The sequence below is a fragment of the Thermoactinomyces vulgaris genome (genome assembly GCF_003688725.1).
Lineage (GTDB): Bacteria > Bacillota > Bacilli > Thermoactinomycetales > Thermoactinomycetaceae > Thermoactinomyces > Thermoactinomyces vulgaris.
In genome coordinates this window covers 384,559-410,845 of sequence record NZ_REFP01000009.1, presented here as the reverse complement: position 1 = coordinate 410,845, position 26,287 = coordinate 384,559, and the positions used below count along the sequence as shown (strand labels likewise).

Sequence of the window (26,287 nt, the reverse complement as noted above, 5' to 3'; positions counted from 1 at the left end):
AAAGAAGCCCGCCGAAAGGCGAGCTTTTTAATTGGACGATTGAATTTGTTTTAAGATCAACTCATTCACCAATTTCGGATTGGCTTGGCCCCGGGTTGCTTTCATCACCTGACCAACCAGGAAACCAAGCGCCCGGTCTTTTCCGTTTTTAAAGTCCTCAACGGATTGCGGGTTGGCGGCAATCACTTTTGCGACTTCCTCTTTCAGCTTCCCTTCGTCACTGATTTGGACCCATCCTTTTTCTTTCACGATGGTGCCGGGGTCTTTTCCGGTATCCAGCATTTCCTTGAACACTTTTTTCGCGATTTTGCTGCTGATGGTTCCTTTTTGGATCAATAAGATCATTTCAGCCAAATGAGCCGGTGTCATCCGGATGGCTTCGATTTCAATGCCTTCCCGGTTCAGGTATCCCAACAGTTCAGTGATAATCCAGTTGGAAGCCAGTTTCGGATCCGCTTTTTTCGTCACTGTCTCTTCATAAAAATCGGCAACGGCTTTGGAGCTGGTCAAAATTCCCGCATCATAATCACTGAGCCCGAACTCTTTTTGGTACCGTTCTTTTCGCTGATCCGGCAATTCAGGGATGCTTGCGCGGATTTCTTCTTTCCAAGCTTCGTCAATATGAAGCGTAACCAGATCCGGTTCGGGGAAGTAACGGTAATCGTGCGCTTCCTCTTTGCTGCGCATGGTTTTCGTCCGGTTTTCCTGTTCCAGCCAGCGCAAGGTTTGTTGCACCACTTTTTCGCCGCGGTCCAAAATTTCCTGTTGCCGTTTTTGTTCATATTCCAGCGCTTTTTCCACGTTTTTGAACGAGTTTAAGTTTTTCATTTCCGTCTTGGTGCCGAATTCTTTTTGGCCGACCGGACGCAAACTGATATTGGCATCGCAACGCAACGAACCTTCTTCCATCCGGACATCGGATACACCCGTGTACTGGATGATCGTTTTTAATTTTTCCAAGTAAGCCCGGGCTTCGGCCGGTGAACGGAGATCGGGTTCGGATACAATCTCAATCAGCGGCACGCCCACACGGTTGAAATCAACCAGGGAACCGTCGCCGTTATCGCTGTGATTGAGCTTTCCGGCGTCTTCTTCCAGATGCAAGCGCGTGATTCCGATGCGTTTCTTTTTTCCGTCAACTTCGATTTCAATCCATCCGTTTTGGCCGATCGGTTGATCATATTGAGAGATTTGGTAAGCTTTCGGGCTGTCCGGATAAAAATAGTTTTTCCTGTCAAACTTGCTGTATTCGGCAATCTCACAATTCAGGGCCATGGCGGCTTTCATCGCGAAATTCACTGCTTGTTTGTTCAATACCGGAAGCACGCCGGGATGCCCCAGGCAAACCGGACAGGTATTCGTGTTGGGGGGAGCTCCGAACTCAGTCGAACAACCGCAAAAGATTTTGGATTTCGTGGACAGTTCGACGTGAACTTCCAAACCGATGACTGTTTCATATTTACTCATTCTGCGTTCCCTCCCACCATCGGAGCCGGCAATGACTCAGTTTGTTGTTCATAGGCATGAGCCACGCGCAATACCGTCGATTCGGCAAAAGGCTGGCCAATGATCTGCAAACCAACCGGCATGCCGTCTGCCAGACCGCACGGAACACTAATGGCCGGCAATCCTGCCAGATTGACCGGAATGGTCAAAATATCGTTCATATACATGGTCAGCGGATCGTCCGCCTGTTCGCCGATTTTAAAGGCCGTTGTCGGCGTGGTCGGTCCGACAATCACGTCAAATTGCTTGAATACGTTCTCGAAATCCTGACGGATCAATGTTCTCACTTTTTGTGCCTTTTTGTAGTAAGCATCATAATAACCGGAGCTGAGGGCATAAGTTCCGAGCATGATCCGCCGTTTCACTTCGGGACCGAAGCCCTGACTGCGCGATTCCAGATAAAGATCCAACAAGTTTTTCCCGGTTTTGCGAACCCCGTACCGCACGCCGTCAAAGCGGGCCAGGTTGGAAGAGGCTTCCGCCGGGGCAATGATGTAGTAGGCCGCTACCGCATATTCCATATGGGGAAGGGAAACTTCCTCCACATGTGCGCCCATTTTTTCCAGCTGGTCAATCGCTTTTTGAACCGTTTCACGTACGAAAGGATCAATACCTTCTCCCAACATTTCTTTGGCCACGGCCACCTTCATGCCTTTGATCTCTCCGGTCAAAGCGGACAGATAGTCCGGCACTTCTACCGGGGCCGAGGTGGTGTCATGAGGATCGTGACCGGAAATGGCTTGCAAGACATAAGCGGTGTCTTCCACGTTTTTCGTCAACGGCCCGATTTGATCCAACGAAGAGGCAAAAGCCACCAAACCATAACGGGAAACACGCCCGTAGGTCGGCTTCATGCCAACCACGCCGCAATATGCTGCCGGTTGGCGGATCGATCCGCCGGTATCCGATCCCAGTGAGAAATAGACTTCGCGGGCGGCCACCGCTGCGGCCGAACCTCCGCTGGATCCTCCGGGTACCCGGTTTAGATCCCACGGATTGCGGGTCAAGTGGAGAGAGGAGTTTTCCGTGGAGGAACCCATCGCAAATTCGTCCATGTTCATTTTTCCCACCGTCACCGCTTCGGCCTGTTCCAATTTATCCATCACCGTGGCGTTATAGATCGGCTGGTAATTGGACAAAAGCTGGCTGGCACACGTCGTGGTCATGCCTTCGGTGCAAATATTGTCCTTGATGCCTGCCGGTAAAGCGGCGAGCAGACCTTTTTCCGAAGCGTTTGCAAGCTTCTTGTCCAACTCCTCCGCACGCTTTCGGGCGCCTTCCGCATCCACGTGAACAAAAGCTTTCACTTGTCCGTCGACTTCTTCAATGCGCCGCAAGGATTCATTCACCAGATCTGTGGCCGAAATTTCACGATCTGCCAAGCGTTTATGTATGCTCTTTATGGATTCATTAAACAGCGACATCGTTCTCCCCCTTACTCTTCAAAAACTGCCGGCACACGAAACATTCCGTCTTGATGTTCCGGTGCATTTTTCAATACTTTTTCCCGGTCCAGGGACGGACGCACTTCATCTTCCCGCATCACATTGATCATCGGTAAAACATGGCTGGTCGGTTCCACATGATCTGTGTCCAATTCGTTCAATTTATTGGCAAACTCCAAAATATCATTTAACTGGCTGGTAAACCGCTCCGCTTCCTCTTCACTTAATTTCAAACGGGCCAGTTCAGCCACTTTATAAACCTCTTCTTTGGAAATCGCCATCTCGTTCACCTCCGCTAAACAATCGCGTGCCTTATTATTCTTCCACTTTAACTTCTCACAGTATAGCATAAAACCGTAAATTTCATTAGTTTTTCTTTGGCTCCGTCCTTTTAAATACAGGTCCGTGGGAACCGAGACCTTATTTTTTGACGAAAACCGGAAATATTTTTGTCGAAATCATGAAAAATCTCCAGTATAATAATGATAAAATTCAATAAATATTTTGATGAATTCGATGAAGCAACGCCATTCAACCGGTTCGGACGAATTCTCATCAGCAGGAGGGTTGAAAGTGAAAAATCGACTATTGTCCATTCTCATATGGGGAGGAATATCCGTATTAGGCGCCGCCGGTTTGGCCGTTTTGGCCTTAAACCGCGGCGAATCGGTGAACTCATTTTGGCTGATTATCGCCGCCGTCTGCACCTATGCGGTTGCTTACCGTTTTTACAGCCGTTTTATCGCGCGGAAAATTTTCGAATTGGATGACAATCGGAAAACTCCGGCAGAAATTCATAACGACGGCAAAGATTATGTTCCCACCAACAAATGGGTGTTGTTCGGCCACCATTTTGCGGCCATTGCCGGCGCCGGTCCCCTTGTCGGTCCCATTTTGGCGGCACAAATGGGGTATTTGCCGGGAACGATTTGGATCATCGTCGGCGTGGTGCTTGGCGGGGCCGTGCAAGATTTTATCATTTTGTTCGGCTCCATGCGGCGAAACGGAAAGTCGCTCGGTGACATGGCACGCGAAGAAATCGGCCCGGTCGGCGGATTCACGGCTGCCATCGCCATTTTGGGAATTATGATTATTTTGCTGGCGGTTTTGGCATTGGTGGTTGTACAAGCGCTCGCACACAGCCCGTGGGGAATGTTCACCATTGTGATGACGATCCCCATCGCCATATTTATGGGCATTTACATGCGCTATCTGCGGCCGGGGAGAGTGCTGGAAGCCTCCATCATCGGGTTTGCCTTGTTGCTCTTGTCCATTTACGGGGGACAATATGTATCCGCTCATCCAGCCCTGTCTTCCCACTTCACGTTTGAAGGCACCACCATCGCCTGGATGATGATTATTTACGGCTTTGTCGCTTCGGTTCTTCCGGTTTGGCTTTTGCTCGCTCCACGCGATTATTTAAGCACCTTTTTGAAAGTGGGGGTCATTTTCGGACTGGCTGTCGGCATTCTCATTGTCTTGCCGGATCTTCAAATGCCGGCCTTAACCCAATTTATTGACGGAACCGGTCCCGTGTTCTCCGGCGATTTGTTCCCGTTTGTCTTTATCACCATCGCTTGTGGTGCCATTTCCGGATTTCACGCTTTGGTTTCATCCGGCACCACTCCCAAAATGATCGCCCGGGAATCCCATGCCACCATGATTGGATACGGAGGAATGCTGACCGAATCTTTCGTCGCCATCATGGCATTGGTCGCGGCATGCATCCTGACCCCCGGTGTGTACTTTGCCATGAACAGTCCGGCTTCGGTGATCGGAAATGACGTCATTTCGGCAGCCCGGGCCGTGACGGAGATGGGATTCACCGTAACGCCACAGGATTTGTCGCAACTGGCTGAATCGGTCGGTGAAAGCACCATTCTTTCCCGCACCGGCGGAGCTCCGACCCTTGCCGTCGGAATGTCCGTCATCTTTTCTGAAGTGATCGGCGGTCAATCGTTGATGGCATTCTGGTATCATTTTGCCATTTTGTTTGAAGCCGTGTTCATTCTGACCACCATTGATGCCGGTACCCGAGTGGGCCGCTTCATTTTGCAAGACTTGATGGGAAGGGTTGTCCCGAAACTGGGAGACACCAAGTTTTATCCGGCAAACATCCTGGCGAGCGCACTGGTCGTTGCCGGCTGGGGATACTTTTTATACCAGGGCGTCATCGACCCGTTGGGCGGCATTAACACGTTATGGCCCCTGTTTGGGATCGCCAACCAAATGCTCGCGGTCGTTGCGCTGGTTGTCGGCACCACTATTTTGATCAAGATGGGAAAAGCCGCCTACTCCTGGGTAACGTTCATTCCGCTGGGATGGCTGACCATCGTCACCATGACAGCGGGATGGCAAAAGTTGTTCCATTCCGATCCTTCGATCGGATTTATCGCGGCGGCCAACAAATATTCCGGAGCGATTGCCAACAACCAGTTGCTGGGTCCGGCGCAATCGATTGAAGAAATGAAACGCATCGTTTTGAACAATCAGATTGATGCCGTCTTAACCTTCTTGTTCATTGCTTTTGTGCTTGTGATTATTGTGGATGCGGCCCGCATCTGGTACAAGGTGCTGGTCAAACACGAACCCCTGTCGGCAAAAGAAGCGCCGTATGTTCCGCATCAACCCAAAACCGTGAAGGGGTGAATTTGAATGGTGAAATGGATCAAAAAATCCTGCCGGGCCATTGCTTTTTATTTAAATGAAATGGCCGGTGTCCCCAATTACAACCGATATCTTGAGCACCTTAAAAAACATCATCCGGACCAAATCCCGATGACAAGAGCCGAATTTTACCGCCAGGCCATCGATGAACGATACGGAAGCGGCGACATCCGCCGCTGTTGCTGAACGGAAACAGCAAAAAAACACCCACCTCTGGTCTTTAGAGGCTGGGTGTTTTTGTTTCGTCTTTCACGGTTTGGGTTTCCGCCTTCGGATTTTCGGTCTTGGCATTTTCCGCTTTGGGTGCATCCGGCTTGGCCTCTGCTCCTTGTCCCGAATCTTCTTCGCTTAAAACCCCGCTGGTGGCCTTTTTAAATTCTCGAAGCGATTTCCCAAGGGCTCGTCCCAATTCCGGCAGTTTCTTCGGACCAAACAAAATGAGTGCCACCACAAATATCAGCAGCCATTCCACACCATTGATGCTCACTTTGCTTCCTCCTTTATCAAGGGGCACTTCAGATCGTATCCATTATAACACCGATTCAAAACAAAGAAAAAACCCAAACAACGTGTCCGGGCTTACCCTACATGCTGATCAATGATGTTTTTAAGCTGATTCTTCTTTTCTTTGGAACATAAGGCCAAAGCCTGTGTGATCTGTTCCTGCCAATTTTCTTCCTCAATCAGAACCTGATCCAGCCTCTCCTTTGAGCGGTCGATAGAGGAAAGTTCCTCTTTGATCATTCCCACCATTTGTTTCATTCCGTTGACGTGCGATTCGATCCGGTCGACTTTTTGCTCCACCTTGTTCAAATTCTTTTTTAAATCCGAGATATCCGTTTTGATCTGTTCAATGCTTGCAGACTGCATGTCAATCCGTTCCATCACCGCATGCAACAAAGATTGCAATTCTTCCATCGCCGATCAGCTCCATCTCTGACTCTGCCTTTGTTTCTTCCATTATATAGAAATTTTTGTCAAAAATATCCCTGCAATTTGTCGATATTTTGACAAAAATATCAAAATTGCGGTTTTCTTTCATTCCCGGCTTGTACAAGCAAACCCGGTTTTGCTTAATCTTCCCTCCGGCGCCCCCAAAATCCTGCCACCATTGCGGGCATTTTTCTCATACTTTTTCCAGCTTCTTGCCAAAATAAAGCCAACAAGCGAAGGAGGCGAAAAAAAATGCCCTTTTTGGATTGCGGCGGAACCCGGCTTTACTACGAATCGGAAGGAAACGGCCCTGCCATCATTTTTATCCATCCTCCGCTGATCACCAGCCGCGTCTTCCGATATCAGAAAGAAGATTTGAAACACCGTTATCAACTGATCCTTTTTGACGTTCGCGGCCATGGATTCAGCGGCCCGTCGCGCCAGCCGGTGACCTATCCGTTAATCATCCAGGATCTTTGCCGCCTGATGGATCACTTGCAAATCGAAAAAGCTTATCTGGCCGGGTATTCCACAGGTGGAAGCGTGGCGTTAAACGCCTTGCATCGCCACCCCGAACGATTTTTGGGCGGAATCTTAATCAGTGCGCTTTCAGAAATATCCGATCCGATCATCCAAGCGGAATTGGATCTGGCTGTGGCTTTGTGCAACCGCATCGGCTTTCCGTTTTTGTCACGGGGCATTTGCATGGCCAACGCCGGCAGCCGCAAAATGTTTTCTTATCTCCATGCCGCAGCCCGCGTGGGAAACCCGGAAAACATCAAGCAATACTTTCAATACAGCCAAACATTTAACGGCACCAAGCTCCTGCCGGGCATTCAGGCACCTGTTTTGGTTTTCTCGGGAACCCGGAATGACCGGTTCCGCAAATATACCGAAGTTCTCACCAAAAACCTGCCCAATTCCACTCATTTTCCGCTGAACCACAAGCCGCATCACTTAATCACCCGAGCTGCACGGCAACTCAATCAAGCCGTCCGCGCGTGGCTGGCGCTGTATGAAACCACCGATTGATCCATCGCATGCATAGGTGTTTATGGCGGTGAAATAATAACAAAAAACCGGAAAGGAGCTTGCGCGTTGAATCATACTTACCATCTGATCATCAAGTTTATCTATGTCACTTTGCTTCTCTACCTTACGTTGGGATTGATTTACGACATTGATTATAAATCGATTCTGTTTGTCAGCATTGTTCTTGCATTGGCCGGATATCTGGGGGATTTCTTTTTGCTGCCGAAAATGGGGAATATGTTCACCACTCTGTCGGATGCCTTGTTAAGTTTTCTCATTGTTTGGTTCATCGGGACTTACTTTTTTGATATGGATATCGGCACCAAAAACTTTAAAATCAACCAAGTGCCGCTTTTTCAAATTTCCTTGACCGCCGGGATCCTCTATGCCGTCATCGAATGGTTTTACCATCGCTGGTTTTTTAAATTTCTTGGCAAAAAAGAGGTTTTTTAACCCTTCCCTTTCGTTCCCCTTTTCTTCTTCACACATGCAAAAGGGGGATTTGATTCCGATTCATCATATAGAAATAATAAAAAATATTTGGATATAAAATTCCTGAAAGCCGCTGAATTTCAAACGCACGTTCATGGCGGAAGACGTTTCCTCGTTCACCTGCCTTCCCCGGAGCAAAGCGAACATCTGCTTCAGGACGAAACCGTCATTGAAAAGACATGAAAGGAAATTTTTCAATAAAAAAAGGCTGTTGACGATTTTGTCAACAGCCTGAAAACGCCGATTAAACCACATATTTCTCGGCATCGATGATCCGGGCGGCAATCCGGCGTTTCAGTTCCACTTCGTTTACCGGTTGAATCCGGGTCAGCTTTTTCAATACCGAAAGTTGTGTGCGCAGGACATCGCCTTCTTCGATGGCTGCCAAAGCATGGCGGGCCAGTGCATCCACTTTTTGCATCGAATCATAGATGAAGGCCACGGTGTAATCGATTTTGGCTTGTTCATTTTCTTCACCATTTTTAAGAATGGCTTTTTTCGTGCGCAACAAAGCACTCTCCATGGCAAAGGTTTCGATGGCGATATCCGCCAGGTCACGCAACAACTCTTGTTCTTTCTGCATTTTCTCACCGTATTTTTGCGTGGCCAGTCCGGCGACCATCAAGAAGATTTTCTTCGCATTTTCCACATAATGTTCTTCAGCTTCCAAGACCGGAGCATCTTCATCCGGGAAGTACGGCATCATGGTCAACAATTCTTCTTGCAGGTCTTGCGCGGCTTGCAAGAAAGGCAATTCCCCTTTCAATGCTTTCCGCATCAAGGTGGCCGGAATGATCAAACGGTTAATTTCGTTGGTTCCTTCAAAAATGCGGTTGATCCGGGAATCGCGATACATGTTTTCAATCTCGTACTCATTCATGAAACCGTAACCGCCATGAATTTGTACCCCTTCATCCACCACATAATCGAGCACTTCGGAACCGAACACTTTCGACACGGAACATTCGATCGCCAAATCTCCGATCGCATTGGCCACCACGGAACCTTCCGCGTTTTCCACTCCTTCCAGGTTGGCGTCAAACATTCCCGCAATCCGGTACGCCAAGCTTTCCGAAGCATACACTTTTGTCGCCATGTTGGCCAATTTTTCGCGAATGAGGCCAAATTTAGAAATCGGGACTTTAAATTGTTTCCGTTCATTGGCGTATTGCGCCGAGATCTCGATGGCCCGTTTGGAGGAACCCACGGTACCGATGGCCAGTTTGTAACGGCCGATATTCAAAATGTTAAAGGCGATTTTGTGCCCTTTACCCAATTCTCCGAGCAGGTTTTCCACCGGAACCTTGGCGTCTTCCAGGATCAAGGTGCGGGTGGATGAACCTTTGATCCCCATTTTCTTTTCTTCCGGCCCGACAGAAACACCGGGGAAGTCACGTTCCACGATGAACGCCGTAAACTTGTCGCCATCCACTTTGGCGTACACGATAAACACATCGGCAAAGCCGGAGTTGGTAATCCATTGTTTCTCCCCGTTTAAGATGTAATATTTGCCGTCATCGCTTAATTTCGCCGTCGTTTTTGCCCCCAGGGCATCTGATCCGGAACTGGGTTCCGTCAAGGCATAAGCGGAAAGTTTCCGTCCGGAGGCCAAATCCGGCAGATATTTTTTCTTTTGTTCCTCATTTCCGAAAAAGACAATCGGAAGGGATCCGATCCCCACATGCGCCCCGTGGGACAAACCAAAAGAACGGGCAAGAGAAATTTTCTCCGTGATCAAACTGGAACTGACTTTGTCCAGCCCCAGCCCTTCATATTTCTCCGGCACGTCGGCACCAAGGAGTCCCAAATCTCCTGCTTCTTTCAACAAACGCACGGTATGTTCAAATTGATGATTCTCAATTTCCGGCAAAACCGGCCATACTTTGTCTTTGACAAAGTCTTCGGTCGTTTTGGCGATCATCTTATGTTCTTCTGTAAAATCTTCCGGGGTAAACACGGTTTCCGGATCTCTTTGCTCCAGTAAATAAGCTCCGCCTTTTGCTTTTGTATCTGTCATTTTTCTTCCCTCCCGTTAATTTAAAACCTGATGGATTGGCCGGGTCAGCTTACCCGTTCCACAATGCCCGCAGCTCCCATGCCGCCGCCGATACACATGGTGACAAGCCCGTAACGAAGATTGCGCCGTTCCAGTTCTCCCAAGATGGAAACGGTCAATTTCGCTCCGGAACATCCCAGGGGATGGCCCAAGGCAATGGCGCCTCCATTGACATTCACCTTCTCGTGATCCAGTCCCAACTCCCGGATCACGGCCACCGATTGGGAAGCAAAGGCTTCATTCAGCTCAATCAAATCGATGTCCTCAAGGCGAATGCCCGTTTTTTCAAGCAATTTGGGGACGGCTGCCACCGGACCGATTCCCATGACATCCGGATCCACCCCGCCCAGGGTGAATCCGCGGAAAATCGCCAGCGGTTTCACACCCAGTTCCTCGGCTTTTTCACGGGACATGATCATCACAGCGGCCGCTCCGTCACTCGTTTGCGAAGAGTTCCCCGCGGTCACCGTTCCGTTCACGTGGAAAACCGGACGCAATTTCCCAAGCACTTCCAGATTGGTGTCGGGACGAACGCCTTCATCAGTGTCAAAGACCCGCTCTTTGACTTGCAGTTTTCCGTTTTCATCAAAGAAATGTTCCTTCACGGTCAACGGAACGATTTCATCTTTAAATTTCCCCGCTTTGATGGCTGCCGCCGCCTTTTGGTGGCTGGCCAGGGCAAAACGGTCCTGATCTTCTCTTGTCACGTTGTACCGCTTTGCCACTTCTTCCGCCGTATGCCCCATGGACATGTAGGTTTCCGGCAAATGTTCCATCAGATAGGGGTTGGGCGCCGGTTTATATCCGCCCATCGGCACCATACTCATGCTTTCGACACCGCCGGCGATCATGATGTCGGCAAATCCGCACATAATTTTTTCCGCCGCAATGGCAATGGTTTGCAGGCCGGAAGAACAGAAGCGATTCACGGTCATTCCCGGAACCTCCGTGGGAAGTCCCGCCCTCAAAGCGACGATTCTCGCAAGGTTCATCCCTTGCTCTCCCTCAGGAAACGCACATCCCAAGATCACATCTTCCACTTCCTTGGGATCCACCTGAGGAACACGCCGCATCAGATCCGAAACAACAGCTGCGGCCATTTCATCCGGCCGGTAATTGCGCAAGCTCCCTTTTCCCGCTTTTCCCACCGCAGTACGGGCGCCGGCCACAATGACTGCTTCGCGCATATTTTCTCCCCCTTTTCAAATGTTAGTTGCGAAGAGGCTTTCCTTTGGCCAACATATGTTGCATTCTTTGTTGGGTTTTGGGTTCTCCGATCAAACTCAAAAAGGCTTCCCGTTCGAGATCCAACAGATATTGCTGATCCACCAGCGTTCCTTCCGGCACATTTCCTCCGGACAGAACAAAAGCCAGTTTGCTTGCAATTTTGTAGTCATGCTCACTGATATATCCCGACTTCAAGAGACCGTAAGCCCCGAGTTTCAGCGTGTTGTATCCCGTTTCCCCGACCACCGGGATTTTACGCGGTTGAGGCGCTTTATAACCTGCGTTGTAAAGTCCCAGCGCCACTTGTTTTGCATCGTAAATCAAATGATCTTTGTTGACGGTAATACCGTCATACGGACGGATGAATTTATATTTACGGGCATCTTCACCGCTGGTTGACACCTTGGCTTGCCCGATGGTCATAAAGATGTGATTCACCAGAGGCTGCAAAGAAATCCGGTCTTTGGGATCCACGCCTTCGGTGAAGCGGAGCAACATTTCGCTGTTGCCGCCACCGCCCGGAATCAAACCGACACCGACTTCAACCAGCCCCATATAGGTTTCTCCCGCTGCCTGAATCCGGTCACACGGCAAGCACACCTCAACGCCGCCGCCCAACGCCATGCCATAAGGTGCGGCAACGACCGGTTTCTCAAGGGTCCGCAAAGAGCCCATGGCTTGCTGGAACTGATGAACAATCAAATCGATTTCCGGCCAGTTGTAATCTTGGGCTTCCATTAAGAGCATCATCAGGTTGGCGCCGACACAGAAGTTGGGCGCTTCCGCACTGATGACGAGTCCCCGGTAATTCTTCCGCACTTCTTTGACCGATTTGTTGATCATGCTGATCACTTCCGGCCCCAGTGCTTGTTTGGGGGAATGGATTTCCAGACAAGCAATGTCATCGCCCAGGTCAATCAGGGAGGCTCCCCGGTTTCCGAAGATTTTCTTCCCTTGTTCTTTCAAGCGGGCCAAAGAGATCGCTTTTTGATGCTCTTTTACTTCTTCATACTTGCCGCCAATCGCTAACACCCGGGTTTTTCCGTCTTCCGTTTGATAGAAAGCGGTTTTTCCGGACTGAAGCATCTCTTCCACCCATTGCGGGATGGTTTCTCCTTCTTCGCGCATCCGGTTGACGGATTCTTCAAGCCCGACGGCATCCCACATTTCAAACGGCCCCAAATCCCAGTTGAATCCCCATTTCATCGCACGATCCACACTGGTGATGTCATCGGCGATTTCTTCCAGACGGGCAGCGGAATAAAGAAGCACTTTTTTCGTGATAGTCCAAGCCAATTTTCCGGCAACATCATCGGCATAAACCAGAGCTCGCAATTTTTTCGGCAGCCCTTTTGCCCGTTTGCTCGCTTCCAGTGAAGGGGCTTTCAGTTTTTGGCGCGGTTCATAAGTAAGCGTTTTCGGATTTAAGACCAAGATCTCTTTTCCTTTTTCCGTTTTCACCCGTTTATAAAATCCTTGGCCGCTCTTTTCACCGAGCCACCCGTTTTCCACCATTTTTTTCAGGAGGGGAGAAACCTCAAAAGCGGCTTTTTCCTCCGGATCATCCACATTTTCTCTCACATTGTTTGCCACATGGACAAACGTATCCAATCCCACCAGATCCAGGGTACGGAAGGTGGCGCTTTTGGGCCGCCCCATGGCACGTCCGGTGATCGCGTCCACTTCAGCCGGTCCGAGATCCATTTCCTCCATCGCCTCTAACGTGACTTGAAGCCCGTAAGTTCCGATGCGGTTTGCAATAAAGTTGGGGGTATCCTTGCATATGACCACCCCTTTGCCCAGAACCTCCTCGGCAAAAGACTTCATGCCTTCGACAATAGCAGGATCGGTCTTTTCATTTGGAATAATCTCCAACAATTTCATATAGCGCGGGGGGTTAAAAAAGTGCGTCCCCAAAAAATGCTTCCGGAACTCTTCGGAACGGCCCTCCACCATCTTATTGATGGAAATGCCCGAAGTGTTGGAACTGACCACAATGCCCGGTTTCCAAACATTTTCCAGGCGCTTGAACAAATCTTGTTTAATTTCCAAATTTTCCACAACGACTTCGATCACCCAGTCCACCTCGGACAAGCGGTCAAAATCGTCTTCCATGTTTCCGATTTCTATCCGTTCAGCCGCTTCCTTCGTATAAAGCGGAGATGGCTTTTCCTTGAACAAACGGTCTTTCCCGGCCTGAGCCAAACGGTTGCGAACCGCCCGGTCTTCAAGCGTCAGTCCTTTCTGCTTTTCCTTTTCCGTCAAATCGCGCGGCACAATGTCCAGTAACAAAGTGGGAATTCCTACATTCGCAAGATGCCCGGCGATCGATGCCCCCATGACACCTGCGCCCAACACTGCTGCTTTTTGAATGCGTCGCAAGAGTTCTCCTCCTCTCTTCTTTTAAAAAACCCCGTCTGAATGAACAGTCATTCACTTGAGGGATAGAAAAAAACCTATCCCTAAGGATCGGCTTTGACTACAAGAGGATTGACACCAATTCATAACTTAACAAATTTTATTTTGTTTATAATTAATTTCAATAATATTATTTCTCTGTTTTTTATTTTCGTCAAGGGTTTTTATCGACTTTTTAATTCCTTCTGACAAAAATATTTTTTCAAAACGATCCGGTTCCTTTTGATTCGTCACATTTTTCGATAAATAACGATCCAAATGATGATTCCCGCCCCCAATGCGACAACCGAAAAGATGGCAACGGGTGTGAAGAAAAACGGAGTGGAGCTGCTTTGCGAAGGATTCGGACCGGAATCCGGCAAGCCGGGTTCGTCTTCAGAAGCCGGTGAAGAGCTTTCGGGAGAGACTTGGAACGAATAAGCATCTCTTAATATTCGCCGGTCGCCGTTGATCGTCCCGTCAAAGGTGAGCTGTGCCTGATAAGCGCCAGGAGGAAGCGCCTCAAACCGGTGGCTTGCGGTCTCCCCGTTTTGCCGGAGCCAAATGGAAGCTTTTTCTTGTCCTTGTTGATCAAAAATTTGAAAATGCCATTTTCCTGCCGCTTGACTCCCATATAAAATTTCCCCGGAAGCGCGGATGCCCTCTTGGGAGGGTGACACTTGCAACCGAATGCCTTCCCGGGTAAACGTGCAGTTTTCTTCCAATATATACGGCTTGCGGTTGATAATCCCGTCAAACTTGAGGAGTGCCGCGGTTTTCCCGGCATCATTCCCGATCTTTAAAAAAGAGACATCGCGATCGCCAATCTCGCGGAACGATTGGTTGTGTTCACGGTCAAAATAATACCAGCTTCCTTCCACTTGATCGCCGGATCCAACCGTGAGCCGCGCATACACATAATACCGTTCACTTTGTTCATCAAAACCGACACTGCACCGAATCGAATAGGCATCCTGAGCCAAGCTGTGTGATAAAGGAAGCGCCGCCACAACCAGCCAAAAAGCGAAAAAGGCGGTCCACCCCTTTTTCATCCCTTTCCTCCCTTCCAAAGAAAACCCAGATTTCATGAAATTTTCCATTCATGGTTACATTCATTATAACATATATTTCTAAATAGTTTTAAAATATCTATTAATTAACAGTTGGATTCCTTGTTATTTTAAACATCCCTTTAGAAAGCAAAAAGTTGCCCGGTGCATCCCCGACGGATGCCTGAGCAACGTTCCACCTTAATTTATAAATGATTGCTTGCCCGCATCACACGCGGTCTCAATGCGGGGGTCTGGGGAATATACTCTTTCACCAAAGCCGCGGCATAAAAGAGGCACCACAAATAGTTGATGAAAAGGAAAGTCCCCGCTTTCAACCAAACATTCGGAAGATCCAACAAGTCAAACGCCAACACATACGCCGGCAAAATCGACCACAAAGCCCGGTCTCCCAGTGATTCGGCCATTTCCCAATAATACACTTCTTCCACTTTAAAAAGCTTATCCCGGAAGTACATTTTCAAGACCGGCCGGACACTGGAATAATAGAAAAAACCCGGGATTCCCAACAACGCCCGGTTGATGCTGATAAACAAATACGACAGTATCAGCAAACAGATATATATCATCGGTTTGCTCCTCCCCCCACAAAGACCTGGATGATTTTCTGTTTTATTTCGTAAAACTTTGTCATAAAAAAGTTTTATATATATATTTATATCTTTTTATAATTCTTTCCTCCCGGGAAAATTTAAAAATTCCATGTCTTTGTTAACCAGTAATTTTAATTACAACTAAAATTAAACAAAATTTGATTTTACAGGTTGAATCTTTGTTTCCAAGAAGTTTATTTTATGTAAATAAATATCCCTCGTCCATCGGGATCGAGGGAATCATTAATTTCCATAATTATCCGGTAATTAATCCGGAAGAATTTTTGATGATGAAATTGCGTATGGTTTCTGCCGCCGCCTCTTCAGAGGAAAGTTCTTCCGCACGGAATTCAAAAGCTCCCTTTTTTTCATCCAAATCCAGCTCATCTGCCAGCATGCCGATCAACCCTTTGGTTTTCTTATCCAATTCAAAAAATCCTCTGACGCTGTTTACCGCCTGTTTCGGTTTATACTGAAACACGATTTCATCAAATTTGCCGCGCATCCAATCGGTGGCATGAAACTGGATGATTTGGACGCCTCCGTTCCGTTGGCCGGTATACCCTTCTCCATAGTGAACAAAGCCCAGCTTTGCAAAACCGCCCAAAAAGTTTTTGAGAAGGCCCGACGGCTTTACATCGACAACGTCCCGGTCCTTGGCATCAATGCCGCTTATGATTTCCAAATTGGATTGGAAATAATAACGGGTGTTGACGGATGAAACCGGGAGCAGTTCAGGACATTTAAAATAGAAATCAAATTCTCTTTTTTCCCCGGGCCGGACCACAAATTCTTCCTGCATCACCGGAATGGTTGCGATGGTTTCATTGACATACTTGATTTCATCGTCCTTTTTAAAAGAGGACGCCAGATTGAAGTGGACTTCCAACTCTTCGATTAGCTGTTCGACTTCGCCTCCCTCAACATACACCTTTCCGGTGACCTCTTCACCCATGGTGACCACATCGGAATCCAAAACCAAATCGATTTTGGCCGCTCCCACTCCCAAAGAAGCTAGAATTTTCTTAAACAAATCCGCTCCATCCTTTCATCATTATTTAATTTACTCCCATCTTACCATACATTCCTCACGGCGAGCGGATCAATCAATGTGCTTTCTTGGATTTTTGTCAGGCCGTTTTCACAAGGCAAAAGTTCAATCTTCTTCTGCCTCTTCCACCTCAAATCCCATATCCCGTATCATTTGATGATCCAACAAGGCCGATTGGCCTTCTGTCGTCAAGTAATCCCCGACAAAAATGGAATTGGCAGGATAGAGGGACAATGCTTGCAAATGGCGCAAATTGACTTCTCTTCCTCCCGAAACCCGAATTTCCTTTTGCGGACATATGAAACGAAACAACGCAAGCACTTTTAAACAATAACGCGGATTTAATTCATTCATCCCTTCCAAAGGCGTTCCGGGGATGGGATTCAAGAAGTTCACCGGGATCGAATCAACATCCAGTTCACGCAAGGCCAAAGCCATTTCCACGACTTGTTCTTGGGTTTCCCCCATGCCGACAATATAGCCGGAGCAAGGGGAAATGCCCCCCTTCTTCACCAATTGCAGTGTTTCCACCCGGTCTTGATACGTATGGGTGGTGGTGATGTTTTCATAGTGTTTTTCGCCGGTATTCAGGTTGTGGTTGTAACGGTCCACGCCGGCTTCTTTTAACCGTTTGACTTGATCATCATTCAAGATCCCCAAACAAGCGCAAATTTTTAGCGGATATTTTTCTTTGATTTCCCGAACCGCTTGAACCACTTCATCCAGTTCACGTCGGGTCGGTCCGCGCCCGCTTGCCACAATGCAATAGGTCCCGGCTTTTCGTGCCAAGGCTTCTTTTGCCCCGTCGACCAATTCCTCTTTTTTCAATAAACTGTATCGCTCAACCGGAGCCTGCGAAACGACCGATTGCGAACAATAACCGCAATCTTCCGGACAAAGCCCGCTTTTGGCATTGATGATCATATTTAATTTGACCTTTTTCCCGAAATAATGGCACCGGACACGGAAGCTGGCTTGCAACAAAGGCAGCAATTCATCATCCGGTGCATTTAACACCGAAAGGCCCTCTTCCATGCTCAATGTTTCTCCTTGAAGCGCCTTATCCGCCAACTTTTCCCATTTGGACAAGCTTCTGAAAGAATGAAGTGTCATAGAAACCTCCTGCTCCTTAAAAATGCATGAACCCAATCTCCGGATCAACCGGTGTCGGGCCAATTCAATTGTAAACCAAATCGAAATAAATAGTTTACATTTACAATATAAGTATACCACAGCCGGCTTTTTTCCTATAGAAAAAAGCAAATGCCCCCGGGACATTTGCTGTCAGAATCTCCTATAAATATAATTCACTGTATTTTTTTCTTAAATAATCCAGATAGGGTTGGATGGTCAGTTCCGATCCGGTTGCCCGCCGGATCAATTCATCTGCTGTATATTTGCTTCCATGCTGATAGATCTGTTCTTTCAACCAAGAATGAAGAGCGGTAAAGCTCCCGTGTGCAATTTGATCCGGGATGTGAGGGGCATCTTTTAATGCCGCTTCGTAAAATTGGCAACTTAAGATATTTCCAAGCGCATAGCCCTGAAACTGTCCGCCAATAAAATCCGCATACCAATGGATATCCTGCAATACGCCCGAACGGTCATCGGGAGGAGTGATTCCAAGATCGGACTGATAACGTTCATTCCATGCATCACGCAAATCTTCCACCCGGAGTTTTCCTTCCAGCATGTGCAGTTCCAGATCAAAGCGGATAATCACATGCAAGTTGTATGTCAATTCATCCGCTTCCGTACGGATCAGCGACCGCTCCACATGATTGATGGCCCGGTAAAACTCATCCAGTGTCACCCTTCCCAACTGGGTCGGGAACGTGGCCTGCAATTGCGGATAAAAATAGGTCCAAAACTCCCGGCTTCTGGCAATCACATTTTCCCACAGACGCGACTGGCTTTCGTGTACCCCGGAAGAGGTCCCGTCATAAAGCGGGGTTCCGTCATATTCCGGGCGAATCCCCAATTCATACAGCGCATGCCCGGCTTCATGGATCGTACTGAACAACGCTTCGCTGATATCCCGTTCATTGACGCGGGTGGTGATGCGAACATCTCCTGCCGCAAACCGCGTCATAAATGGGTGGGCCGACAAATCCACTCTCCCGCGGTTGAAATCAAATCCCATCTGCTTGATAATTTCCTTGCTGAAATCCAGCTGTTTTTGCACCGGATAAGATTGCTCCAAAGAGGAACGGTCCGAAGCCGGCTTCTTCGTCACCGCTTCCACAAAGGGAACCAATTCCCTTCGCAACTCATGAAACAACTTGCGGAGCATCGACGCTTTCATCCCGTAGTCCGAACGGTTGATCAACGGGTCGGACACATGCTCTTTTTCCGGAAAAAAGTCGGCATATTCCAAACTGAGTTCCAACGTCTTTTTCAGGTAAGGAATCACTTTGCCAAAATCATTGGCTTCCCGCGCTTCCAACCACGCCTGGTTGGTTTCGGTGATATGCCTGTAAAAACGGGCCATGAAATCCGCCGAAACTTTTTGTGCTTCCTCATACTGCCGTTTGGCAACCCGGACGATGGCTGCCTGATCGGAATCCAAGGATGAAGAAGCCGTCGCTTTTTCCAGATCCTCCAGTAATTCGCCCAACCGTGGATCCGTTTTTTTCTGATGCACCAGTTTCCCCAACAGGGACAGTTGGTGTCCTCTTGCTTCCGCTGCAGCCGGGGGCATGTATGTATTTTGATCCCAGCTTAATATGGCCATCGTTGCTTCCAAATCATATATTTCGCGCAACTTCGTTTTTAATGCTTCCCATTTTTCATGCAAAATCGATTTCCCTCCAGTTTGCCGGGCAAAGAGTCCGGAGATTCAGTCAATCTTTGTTTATTGTACCAAAACATCACATCCCAGGCGATGCCCGAAAAAAATGAAAATCATCGGTTTTGCCGGTGTACGGTTAAATTTGGATTTCATTTTTTCTTGCCTTTTTTACACGCTCGGGTGACAATTAGTGTGCAAAGTGTGTATGATACTTAGAAGAATGAGAAAAAGAGGCGGTACCATGAAAAAGCGGGATTGGATCGAACAAGTTCTCCGTCAATCCTGCCTGGAAAACCCGGAAGGAATGACGGCACAACAAGTCGGAAAGATATCAGGCCTGAACCGTTCCACCGCCAGCCGGTATTTAAATGAATTGGTCAAACTGGGACGCGCCCGGAAACAGGCGGGACGCCCGGTGCGGTATTTTCCTGCGGATGACCCGGGCAAAATCCAGGCAACCTCCCGCCAGAAACCGGCTGAAGATGACGGATTGCTGGACGATGCCCTGGCAGCTCTTTTATATCCTCCCAAAGGGCTTCCCATTTTGTTTACCGGGGAAACCGGTGTCGGAAAAACCTATATGGCCAAAAAATTGGTCGAAGTGGCCATCGAAAAAAATTACCTTCCGCCAAACACTCCGTTTGTCTCTTTTAACTGTGCGGAATACGCCCAAAACCCCGAATTGCTTCTGGCTCAACTGTTTGGCGTGAAGAAAGGCGCCTACACCGGTGCGCAGGAAAACCGGGCCGGGTTGGTGGAGCGGGCCAATGGCGGCATTTTGTTTTTGGATGAAATCCACCGTCTTCCCCCATCGGGACAAGAAATGCTTTTTTACCTGATGGACCAAGGATTTTACCGTCGCCTGGGGGAAGCTTCCGTGGAACACCCTGCCCGCATCCGGCTGATCGGCGCCACCACCGAACCTCCTGAACAGGCGTTATTGCCGACCTTACAGCGCCGTTTCTCCGTGCAAATTGAAATTCCGCCGCTCAGAAAGCGTCCGGTTCAGGTGAGGGAACAATTGATCGAAAAATTTCTCCTCAATGAATCCAAACAGATGAACATTCCCGTTTCCCTGTCCCCCGAATGCCGCTCGCGGCTTTTGACTTATCCTTGTTTTGGAAACATCGGCCAATTAAAAAGCGATATCCAGATTGCGTGCGCCCGCGCTTTCCTCCGACACATGAACCGTTCCGGACAAGAAGTGGTGATTCAACTGCATGATTTGCCGGCCCATCTGCGCAAACAAGGCTGGATCTCGGCCGCCATCGAAGCCAAAATGAAAGATCAACCGGCACCCATAGAGGCAAAAGCAAAAACAACAGACGAAGCGGGCAACATCTACCGTGAACTGCTGGCAGCCAAAGAACAATTAAGCAAACAAAACATTTCGCCTGCAGAATTAAACCGGCAACTGCAGGAAACGGTCAATGAATATATCACCCGTCTTTTGCACTCAGCCAAAAACCGACAACCCTCTGGGGATCAGGAAACCCGTCTGTTCCAATCGATCCGGCAGGTGCTCGGGCAATGTGTGGATCATTGGAACCATCCTCTGGCCCAAAAGATATCCGGCACGAAGATCAACGCCCTGGCCCTGCACATCCAGTCTTATTTGGAACAACCCGGACCCCGTGCGAAAAAAACGTTGAACGGGTTGAAAATTGAACCGGTTTACCGAGAACTGGCCGGTCAGATCGGAACTGCTTTGGAACAAGCGTTGGGTATCCGTTTGCCGAAAGATGAATTGGATTTAATCTCCCTTTTTTTCTCGTTGTATCAACCCCGTTCATCCGATCCGAAGCCGCGGGTGATTGCCACGGTTTGTTTAACTGGCGAAGGAGCGGCGGTTTCATTGGAACTTTGGCTGAAACAACACTTGCCGGAGCAAGACCAGGACGTGTTGATCCGTGCGGTGCAGATCGATCCGCTTGAACGCGAATCCGGGGAGTTGGAAGAACTGGCGAAATCCTGTCATCTGGTCGCCGTGGTCGGGACGGTTCCCCCCAAGATGAAAGATGTTCCATACATTCCGGTTTGGGAACTGTACCAACCCGCCGGATGGGACAAATTGAAGGAACTGTTATCCAATAGCCGCCCGGGCACTTCATCTTTTAAACGCGACATGAAACCGGAACCCGAAAACCGGCTCTTTCAGTTAATGGAACAAGGATTGCGGGAGACGGTCACCCACTTTAATCCCAAAAAATATATCGACCTGATCCAAAAACATCGCGCGCCGTTTCAAGAAACATTTCAGTGGACCCCCGAACGCGAACTGGGGATCTGGATGCATTTGGCGATTTACACCGATCAACTGCTGAAAGAACAAATCAATCAAACGTCCCGCCAAAATCACGGCGGCGGGCATAAATCCCGGCCAGAACAACCATCCTATTTATGGAAAAACCTTTTGCACCAACTGGAATCCGTCTTTTCCGTTCAATATCCGGCGATGACGGCACAAGAAATGACCCGTTTGTCGGCGTCTTCCGTTTAAACCGTTCCACCCTTGTGTGTAATTTTGCTGCACACAGGTGTGTCCAATCTCATCCGATGCGAAAAATCTTTCCAATCGGTATGTTTTATTGTTTGGCATGCTTTTTGCATTTAAAATGAAATGGCATTATTTTTTATTACTAAAACCAAGGTGGAAAATCGTTTCTGTCAGAAGCGGAGGAATGAAATGAACCACACTATCCGCCTGCTCGTCATTTGCAGCTGGGGGGCAACTTCCAGTGTATTGTGCCAGAAAATCAATGAAGCAGCTTCCCAAAAGGGGATTGCTTTAAGGGCAAAAGCAGTCGGCGTCAAAGATTGGAGCGAACATCTCCAATCTGCAGATCTCATCATGATCGAACCCCAAATCAGCCATCTCCGAAACGAGATCGAACCGGTCGCAAAAGCCCATCGAAAACCGTTTGCGCAAGTCGACCCGGTTGCTTTTGCCACGATGAACGGAGATCAGTTGCTAAAACAGGCGGCATTGCTTTTATCCACTTACCGTTCATTGCATGGGACAGAATAAAGGTTGTCATCCTTTCCACCTTGTACACGATATGCCAGTCAAAATCCAAAATGATAAAAAGAAAGGAACATGTCACATGGCTCAAAAGAAAGTAACCATTACCAATCCAAGCGGTTTGCATGCCCGTCCGGCAGCACTTTTGGTGAAAGAAGCCGGAAAATTTTCCAGCAAAGTCCAATTGGTGAAAGACGGAAAAGAAGTGGATGCCAAAAGCTTATTGGGGGTCATGTCGCTCGCAGCCAAACAAAATGATGAAATCGTCATTCAGGCTGAAGGAGAAGACGCTGAAGAAGCCGTAAACCAATTGGCACAATTTATCGAACAACTCAACGCTTAACTTTAAGGAGGGTTCATGTTGAGCCAACACATCAAGGGAGTGGGGGCTGCACCGGGGTTAAATATCGGACAGGCCATTTGGTGGCGCAAAGAAAAACCGGTTGTGGAAACACGCTCCATCTCCGATACCGATGCCGAAGTGGAAAAGTTAAATCAAGCGATTGAACAAGCCAGGGAACAAATCCAGGAGCTGCGTTCGATCGCTTCCCGGCGGATGAGTGACGAAGAGGCCGCTGTTTTTGATGCACACCTCGCCTTCTTGGACGATCCCGGTTTTACGGGAGAAATGAAAAACCGGATTCAAAGCAAAAAACAAAACGCGGAATCCATTTGCCAGGAAGTCACCGATGAAATGAGCCAGTTAATGGCTTCGCTCGATGACGAATACATGCAAGCCCGTGCCGACGACATTCGTGATGTCGGAACCCGTTTGTTGTTGATTTTATCCGGCAAACAACCTTTTGATCCTTCCTTGTTAAAACCGGGGCATGTTGTCATCGCGGAAGAATTGACTCCTTCCGACACGGCCCAATTCCCGGAAGGAATCAGCGGGATGGTGACCGAACGCGGAAGCAAAACCGCCCATGCCGCCATCATGGCCCGGACTTTGGGCATTCCGGCCGTATTGGGACTGGGTGAGGCCATTCGTCAAATTGAAGACGGCGACATCATTGTGTTGGACGGGGATCAGGGAACCATCCAAATCAACCCGGACAAAGAAACCGAAGCAGCGATCCGCCAACAGATCAAAAAACAAAACGAAGCACGCGAGCAAGCATTGAAAGAAGCAAAAGCCGATGCTTATACAGCTGATGGAAAACGGATTCAGGTTTTCGCCAACATCGGAAGTTTAAATGATGTGGAAATCGCCCTGAAAAACCATGCCGAAGGGGTCGGTTTGTTCAGAACCGAGTTTCTTTATCTGGAAAATGACCACTGGCCTGACGAGGAAGAACAATATGACGCTTATGCAAAAGTTTTGAAAGCGTTTGGCGACCGCCCCGTGGTCATCCGGACTTTGGATATCGGCGGCGACAAAGACTTGCCTTATGCCGAATTACCCAAAGAAGAAAACCCGTTCTTGGGACACCGGGCGATCCGTTTCTGTCTTTCCAACCCGGACATCTTCAAAACTCAATTGCGTGCACTGCTCCGGGCAAGCACCCACGGAAATCTGTGGATCATGTTCCCGATGATCGAAAACCTCGCCGAAATCCGCCAAGCCAAAGCGCTGCTGGATGAGTGCAAAAATGAACTGAAAAACGAAGGCATTTCCTTCGCAGAAAACATTCCCGTCGGCATCATGGTGGAAATTCCGGCAGCCGCCATCAATGCGGATCTACTTGCGCCGGAAGTGGATTTCATGAGCATTGGAACCAACGACCTCACCCAATACACCCTGGCGGCAGACCGGGGCAACGAGAAAGTGGCTCATTTGTATGATGCCGCACATCCGGCAGTGTTGCGCCTGGTCAAAATGACCTGTGACGCCGCGGAAAAAGCCGGAATCGTTGTCGGCATGTGCGGGGAATTGGCAGGTGACACCGCCATGACAGAAGCGTTGGTCGGACTCGGCCTGCACGAATTGTCCATGAGTGCAGGAACCATTCCGGAAGTGAAACAAAAAGTCCGCCAAACCGATTCGGAAAAAGCCAAAAAATTGGCGGCGGGACTGTTGAACCAAAAAGACGGGGATCAAGTCCGCCGGTTCATCCAAGAACAAAAATCATAAAGACGAAAAAAAGCCGAAGAACATGTTCTTCGGCTTTTTTTAAATGAAAAAGGAATCCAAAACATGCTTTTGGATTCCCACCGTTCCTTATTTAAACCGTCATTTTTTTCATCGGTCGTATTGCTGGTTCTGGTTGGACAACCTCAATAGGCCTAACACCTCTCCGAAGCATTTTGTGATAGGCTTGGGAGGGTTTTAATACATTGAACATGTGCTCAATGGCAATCATGGGATCAACGGTATGACCGCAAGTATAACAATCCAAAGCGGCAAACCCTTTTTCCGGATACGTGTGAATGGACAGATGACTCTCTGAGAGCAACACTAAAACAGTGGCCCCTTGAGGTTCAAACTGATGCGATTGGACGGACAAAACGGTTGCTCCGCAGGCTTTTGCCGCATCTTTCAAGTGTTCCTCCAAACGCTGGACATCATTCAGCAGATCGAAATCAACACCCCATGCATCCATGGCTACATGTCTTCCGAAAGTAGAAAATTCCATCTCTTTCGGCCCCCTTCCTAGCAAAAAGTTGGTGTGAGCCAAATTCCGCTAGGATCTGCTTGTTCACCACGGGGGAAGGTTAGTCCAGTGAGGTCCCAACCCTTTAAGTGAATCCTGGATCCTACTAGCTCAATGTCACAGTGATTAACTTAACACAATCTGTATACAACTTCAATAGTTATTTTAACCGAAATTCCCTTTCACTGCGATCTTTTTAAAAAGTTTAAAACCAATATTTCGAATCATCCGAATCATCCTGCAACGAACCTGTCCATCCAGGTTTTCTGTGTCTCATCCACGGCCAATCATTGCCGGAGCATTTGTTAAAAAAAGCGGGATCCGGTCCCGCTTTAATTTCCTTCTTGCCAACGCCCGCCTTTTTACAACTTTTTCACCCAGATATTCATATCTTCAAAATCCCCGGAGATCTGGCTGTTTTGAATCAATCGTCCTTTATATTCAAAACCCAGCTTGGCGATCACCATATTCATTCCCGTCGAAACCGCCCGGGTCAATGAAAACAGATGAGGGATCCCTTTTTCTTTCATTCTTAATTCCAGATCATAAATAATGGCACTTAACAGTCCGTTTCCCCGATGATCCGGGTGAGTGGCGCAATCAGTGATTTCCGCACATTGAAAATGCGGAAAAACATCAGCCGATGCCGAGCTGACAATCTGATCCCCTTCGGTTACCACCGTGAAGTAGACATCCTGGTCCATGCACTGGCGGATAAAATCCGGATCATGAATGGGGGTGGGATACGTTTCAAAAACCAGCTGATACAACTTCGCCAAAGCCTCGGCATCTTCTTTCACGGCATGGCGCAATTGATACTTTGGATCCAAACGCGGACGCTCTTTAATGGCTTCGGCCTGCTCTGCCATCTCCACAATTTGATCTTTTTTCTCCTCATCTTTTTTATGCGCGCGGTCCTCTTCCAGAAAGCGGGACAAAATACAAGCCGGATTTCCTTGGAAAAAACCGCTGATTTCTCCTTCTCTTTGAAACCCGAGCTTCTCAAAAAAGGAGATATCCTCAGGGTTTGCATAAATCATCACTTTACCGATATCCTTTTCCTTGGCCAATTCTTCCAGGTGTTTCAACAGGGACTCCACATCGTACCGGCTGTATTGGATCAATTTAATGCGACTATTAAATTCATCCACTTCATAAGATACATTATGTGGAGTGGTTTGAGTGGTTTTCATTCAACTACTCTCCTCCATCATCTTTCTTTCTGCAACTCCGCTGTCCTTAGCTTTTGCCAAGCTGCCCGATATTATCATCAGTAACTTTTACCCTGTCTTCTGAAATACAAACGGCTTTTTCCCGGTTTCATGTCAATTGGACATAAAATCAACACAAAAAAGGGAGATCCGTCGTGTAATTTTTATTTAATGCGGGTAGGATATAATTTAGATGTTGA

Annotated in this window: 23 protein-coding genes; 8 read left to right on the top strand and 15 right to left on the bottom strand. The window is 48.3% G+C overall.

What is annotated here, in order from left to right:
• Nucleotides 1-27: 27 nt before the first annotated feature.
• The 3 genes from gatB to gatC are packed head-to-tail and all read right to left on the bottom strand — an operon-like array spanning nucleotide 28 to nucleotide 3,232.
• Entirely contained in the window at nucleotides 28-1,467 is a 1,440-nt protein-coding gene (gene gatB, locus ATH33_RS09255) for an Asp-tRNA(Asn)/Glu-tRNA(Gln) amidotransferase subunit GatB (protein WP_037993087.1), read from the bottom strand.
• On the bottom strand, nucleotides 1,464-2,930 hold the full coding sequence (gene gatA / locus ATH33_RS09250; RefSeq protein ID WP_037993088.1) for an Asp-tRNA(Asn)/Glu-tRNA(Gln) amidotransferase subunit GatA: 1,467 nt from the start codon (nucleotides 2,928-2,930) through the stop codon (nucleotides 1,464-1,466). Before gatA ends, gatB begins: the two co-directional genes overlap by 4 nt.
• Before the next feature lie 11 nt (nucleotides 2,931-2,941).
• Nucleotides 2,942-3,232: an Asp-tRNA(Asn)/Glu-tRNA(Gln) amidotransferase subunit GatC gene (gatC, locus tag ATH33_RS09245; RefSeq protein WP_037993091.1), complete on the bottom strand. Its 291-nt coding sequence runs from the start codon at nucleotides 3,230-3,232 to the stop codon at nucleotides 2,942-2,944.
• Nucleotides 3,233-3,467: 235 nt separating this feature from the next.
• Here gatC and ATH33_RS09240 point away from each other — a divergent pair, with 235 nt between their 5' ends.
• Complete coding sequence (locus ATH33_RS09240; protein WP_082813549.1) at nucleotides 3,468-5,600, top strand: carbon starvation CstA family protein; 2,133 nt, start codon at nucleotides 3,468-3,470, stop codon at nucleotides 5,598-5,600.
• Nucleotides 5,601-5,606: 6 nt separating this feature from the next.
• Entirely contained in the window at nucleotides 5,607-5,804 is a 198-nt protein-coding gene (locus tag ATH33_RS09235) for a YbdD/YjiX family protein (RefSeq protein WP_037993093.1), read from the top strand.
• 34 nt (nucleotides 5,805-5,838) lie between these two features.
• On the opposite strand, the gene ATH33_RS13850 is transcribed toward ATH33_RS09235, so the two are convergent.
• Both ATH33_RS13850 and ATH33_RS09225 read right to left on the bottom strand, forming a co-directional pair.
• Nucleotides 5,839-6,105: a Sec-independent protein translocase subunit TatA/TatB gene (locus ATH33_RS13850; RefSeq protein WP_037993094.1), complete on the bottom strand. Its 267-nt coding sequence runs from the start codon at nucleotides 6,103-6,105 to the stop codon at nucleotides 5,839-5,841.
• A 92-nt stretch (nucleotides 6,106-6,197) separates the two neighbouring features.
• Complete coding sequence (locus ATH33_RS09225; RefSeq protein ID WP_037993096.1) at nucleotides 6,198-6,536, bottom strand: hypothetical protein; 339 nt, start codon at nucleotides 6,534-6,536, stop codon at nucleotides 6,198-6,200.
• A 267-nt stretch (nucleotides 6,537-6,803) separates the two neighbouring features.
• Between ATH33_RS09225 and ATH33_RS09220 the strand changes: the two genes are divergently transcribed.
• Together ATH33_RS09220 and ATH33_RS09215 are read left to right on the top strand one after the other, a co-directional pair.
• Nucleotides 6,804-7,583, top strand: a complete 780-nt coding sequence (locus ATH33_RS09220) for an alpha/beta fold hydrolase (RefSeq protein WP_037993097.1) — start codon at nucleotides 6,804-6,806, stop codon at nucleotides 7,581-7,583.
• Between the two features lie 66 nt (nucleotides 7,584-7,649).
• Nucleotides 7,650-8,036, top strand: a complete 387-nt coding sequence (locus tag ATH33_RS09215) for a DUF2512 family protein (RefSeq protein ID WP_037993099.1) — start codon at nucleotides 7,650-7,652, stop codon at nucleotides 8,034-8,036.
• Between the two features lie 283 nt (nucleotides 8,037-8,319).
• On the opposite strand, the gene ATH33_RS09205 is transcribed toward ATH33_RS09215, so the two are convergent.
• The 8 genes from ATH33_RS09205 to ATH33_RS09170 form a co-directional block, all read right to left on the bottom strand.
• Nucleotides 8,320-10,092: an acyl-CoA dehydrogenase family protein gene (locus ATH33_RS09205; protein WP_037993102.1), complete on the bottom strand. Its 1,773-nt coding sequence runs from the start codon at nucleotides 10,090-10,092 to the stop codon at nucleotides 8,320-8,322.
• 44 nt (nucleotides 10,093-10,136) lie between these two features.
• A complete protein-coding gene (locus tag ATH33_RS09200; RefSeq protein ID WP_037993103.1) occupies nucleotides 10,137-11,318 on the bottom strand; it encodes an acetyl-CoA C-acyltransferase in 1,182 nt (393 codons plus the stop codon).
• Between the two features lie 22 nt (nucleotides 11,319-11,340).
• Nucleotides 11,341-13,740 (bottom strand): 3-hydroxyacyl-CoA dehydrogenase/enoyl-CoA hydratase family protein, encoded by a 2,400-nt coding sequence (locus ATH33_RS09195; protein ID WP_258558503.1) that lies wholly within the window; start codon nucleotides 13,738-13,740, stop codon nucleotides 11,341-11,343.
• A gap of 266 nt (nucleotides 13,741-14,006) precedes the next feature.
• Nucleotides 14,007-14,807 carry a hypothetical protein gene (locus ATH33_RS09190; protein WP_049720593.1) on the bottom strand — a complete coding sequence of 267 codons (801 nt, stop codon included), beginning with the start codon at nucleotides 14,805-14,807 and terminating at the stop codon, nucleotides 14,007-14,009.
• Nucleotides 14,808-15,010: 203 nt separating this feature from the next.
• A complete protein-coding gene (locus ATH33_RS09185; protein ID WP_037993108.1) occupies nucleotides 15,011-15,394 on the bottom strand; it encodes a hypothetical protein in 384 nt (127 codons plus the stop codon).
• Between the two features lie 280 nt (nucleotides 15,395-15,674).
• The gene (locus tag ATH33_RS09180) at nucleotides 15,675-16,451 is read right to left on the bottom strand and encodes a sporulation protein (RefSeq protein WP_037993110.1); all 777 of its coding nucleotides are present in this window, start codon (nucleotides 16,449-16,451) and stop codon (nucleotides 15,675-15,677) included.
• Between the two features lie 123 nt (nucleotides 16,452-16,574).
• A complete protein-coding gene (gene bioB / locus ATH33_RS09175) occupies nucleotides 16,575-17,582 on the bottom strand; it encodes a biotin synthase BioB (protein WP_049720594.1) in 1,008 nt (335 codons plus the stop codon).
• Between the two features lie 181 nt (nucleotides 17,583-17,763).
• On the bottom strand, nucleotides 17,764-19,266 hold the full coding sequence (locus tag ATH33_RS09170) for a carboxypeptidase M32 (protein WP_242062461.1): 1,503 nt from the start codon (nucleotides 19,264-19,266) through the stop codon (nucleotides 17,764-17,766).
• A 235-nt stretch (nucleotides 19,267-19,501) separates the two neighbouring features.
• Between ATH33_RS09170 and ATH33_RS09165 the strand changes: the two genes are divergently transcribed.
• From ATH33_RS09165 to ptsP, 4 genes are all read left to right on the top strand, one after another.
• On the top strand, nucleotides 19,502-21,760 hold the full coding sequence (locus ATH33_RS09165; protein ID WP_170151252.1) for a sigma 54-interacting transcriptional regulator: 2,259 nt from the start codon (nucleotides 19,502-19,504) through the stop codon (nucleotides 21,758-21,760).
• A 186-nt stretch (nucleotides 21,761-21,946) separates the two neighbouring features.
• A complete protein-coding gene (locus tag ATH33_RS09160) occupies nucleotides 21,947-22,288 on the top strand; it encodes a PTS sugar transporter subunit IIB (protein ID WP_037993111.1) in 342 nt (113 codons plus the stop codon).
• 76 nt (nucleotides 22,289-22,364) lie between these two features.
• Nucleotides 22,365-22,625 (top strand): HPr family phosphocarrier protein, encoded by a 261-nt coding sequence (locus ATH33_RS09155; RefSeq protein WP_037993221.1) that lies wholly within the window; start codon nucleotides 22,365-22,367, stop codon nucleotides 22,623-22,625.
• Nucleotides 22,626-22,643: 18 nt separating this feature from the next.
• Entirely contained in the window at nucleotides 22,644-24,356 is a 1,713-nt protein-coding gene (ptsP, locus tag ATH33_RS09150; RefSeq protein ID WP_170151251.1) for a phosphoenolpyruvate--protein phosphotransferase, read from the top strand.
• A gap of 91 nt (nucleotides 24,357-24,447) precedes the next feature.
• Here ptsP and speD read toward each other — a convergent pair whose 3' ends face one another.
• On the bottom strand, nucleotides 24,448-24,858 hold the full coding sequence (gene speD, locus ATH33_RS09145) for an adenosylmethionine decarboxylase (protein WP_037993114.1): 411 nt from the start codon (nucleotides 24,856-24,858) through the stop codon (nucleotides 24,448-24,450).
• A gap of 380 nt (nucleotides 24,859-25,238) precedes the next feature.
• Complete coding sequence (ablB, locus tag ATH33_RS09140) at nucleotides 25,239-26,069, bottom strand: putative beta-lysine N-acetyltransferase (protein ID WP_121874318.1); 831 nt, start codon at nucleotides 26,067-26,069, stop codon at nucleotides 25,239-25,241.
• Nucleotides 26,070-26,287 lie beyond the last annotated feature (218 nt).

Coding starts and splice junctions, on each gene's coding strand:
- ATH33_RS09165 (WP_170151252.1), top strand. CDS start 19,502: ATGAAAAAGCGGGATTGGATCGAACAAGTTCTCCGTCAATCCTGCCTG.
- ATH33_RS09225 (WP_037993096.1), bottom strand. CDS start 6,536: ATGGAAGAATTGCAATCTTTGTTGCATGCGGTGATGGAACGGATTGAC.
- ATH33_RS09220 (WP_037993097.1), top strand. CDS start 6,804: ATGCCCTTTTTGGATTGCGGCGGAACCCGGCTTTACTACGAATCGGAA.
- ablB (WP_121874318.1), bottom strand. CDS start 26,069: ATGAAAACCACTCAAACCACTCCACATAATGTATCTTATGAAGTGGAT.
- ATH33_RS09185 (WP_037993108.1), bottom strand. CDS start 15,394: ATGATATATATCTGTTTGCTGATACTGTCGTATTTGTTTATCAGCATC.
- ATH33_RS09240 (WP_082813549.1), top strand. CDS start 3,468: ATGAAGCAACGCCATTCAACCGGTTCGGACGAATTCTCATCAGCAGGA.
- bioB (WP_049720594.1), bottom strand. CDS start 17,582: ATGACACTTCATTCTTTCAGAAGCTTGTCCAAATGGGAAAAGTTGGCG.
- ATH33_RS09160 (WP_037993111.1), top strand. CDS start 21,947: ATGAACCACACTATCCGCCTGCTCGTCATTTGCAGCTGGGGGGCAACT.
- ATH33_RS09205 (WP_037993102.1), bottom strand. CDS start 10,092: ATGACAGATACAAAAGCAAAAGGCGGAGCTTATTTACTGGAGCAAAGA.
- ATH33_RS09200 (WP_037993103.1), bottom strand. CDS start 11,318: ATGCGCGAAGCAGTCATTGTGGCCGGCGCCCGTACTGCGGTGGGAAAA.
- gatC (WP_037993091.1), bottom strand. CDS start 3,232: ATGGCGATTTCCAAAGAAGAGGTTTATAAAGTGGCTGAACTGGCCCGT.
- gatB (WP_037993087.1), bottom strand. CDS start 1,467: ATGAGTAAATATGAAACAGTCATCGGTTTGGAAGTTCACGTCGAACTG.
- gatA (WP_037993088.1), bottom strand. CDS start 2,930: ATGTCGCTGTTTAATGAATCCATAAAGAGCATACATAAACGCTTGGCA.
- ATH33_RS09235 (WP_037993093.1), top strand. CDS start 5,607: ATGGTGAAATGGATCAAAAAATCCTGCCGGGCCATTGCTTTTTATTTA.
- ATH33_RS09190 (WP_049720593.1), bottom strand. CDS start 14,807: ATGAAAAAGGGGTGGACCGCCTTTTTCGCTTTTTGGCTGGTTGTGGCG.
- ATH33_RS09155 (WP_037993221.1), top strand. CDS start 22,365: ATGGCTCAAAAGAAAGTAACCATTACCAATCCAAGCGGTTTGCATGCC.
- speD (WP_037993114.1), bottom strand. CDS start 24,858: ATGGAATTTTCTACTTTCGGAAGACATGTAGCCATGGATGCATGGGGT.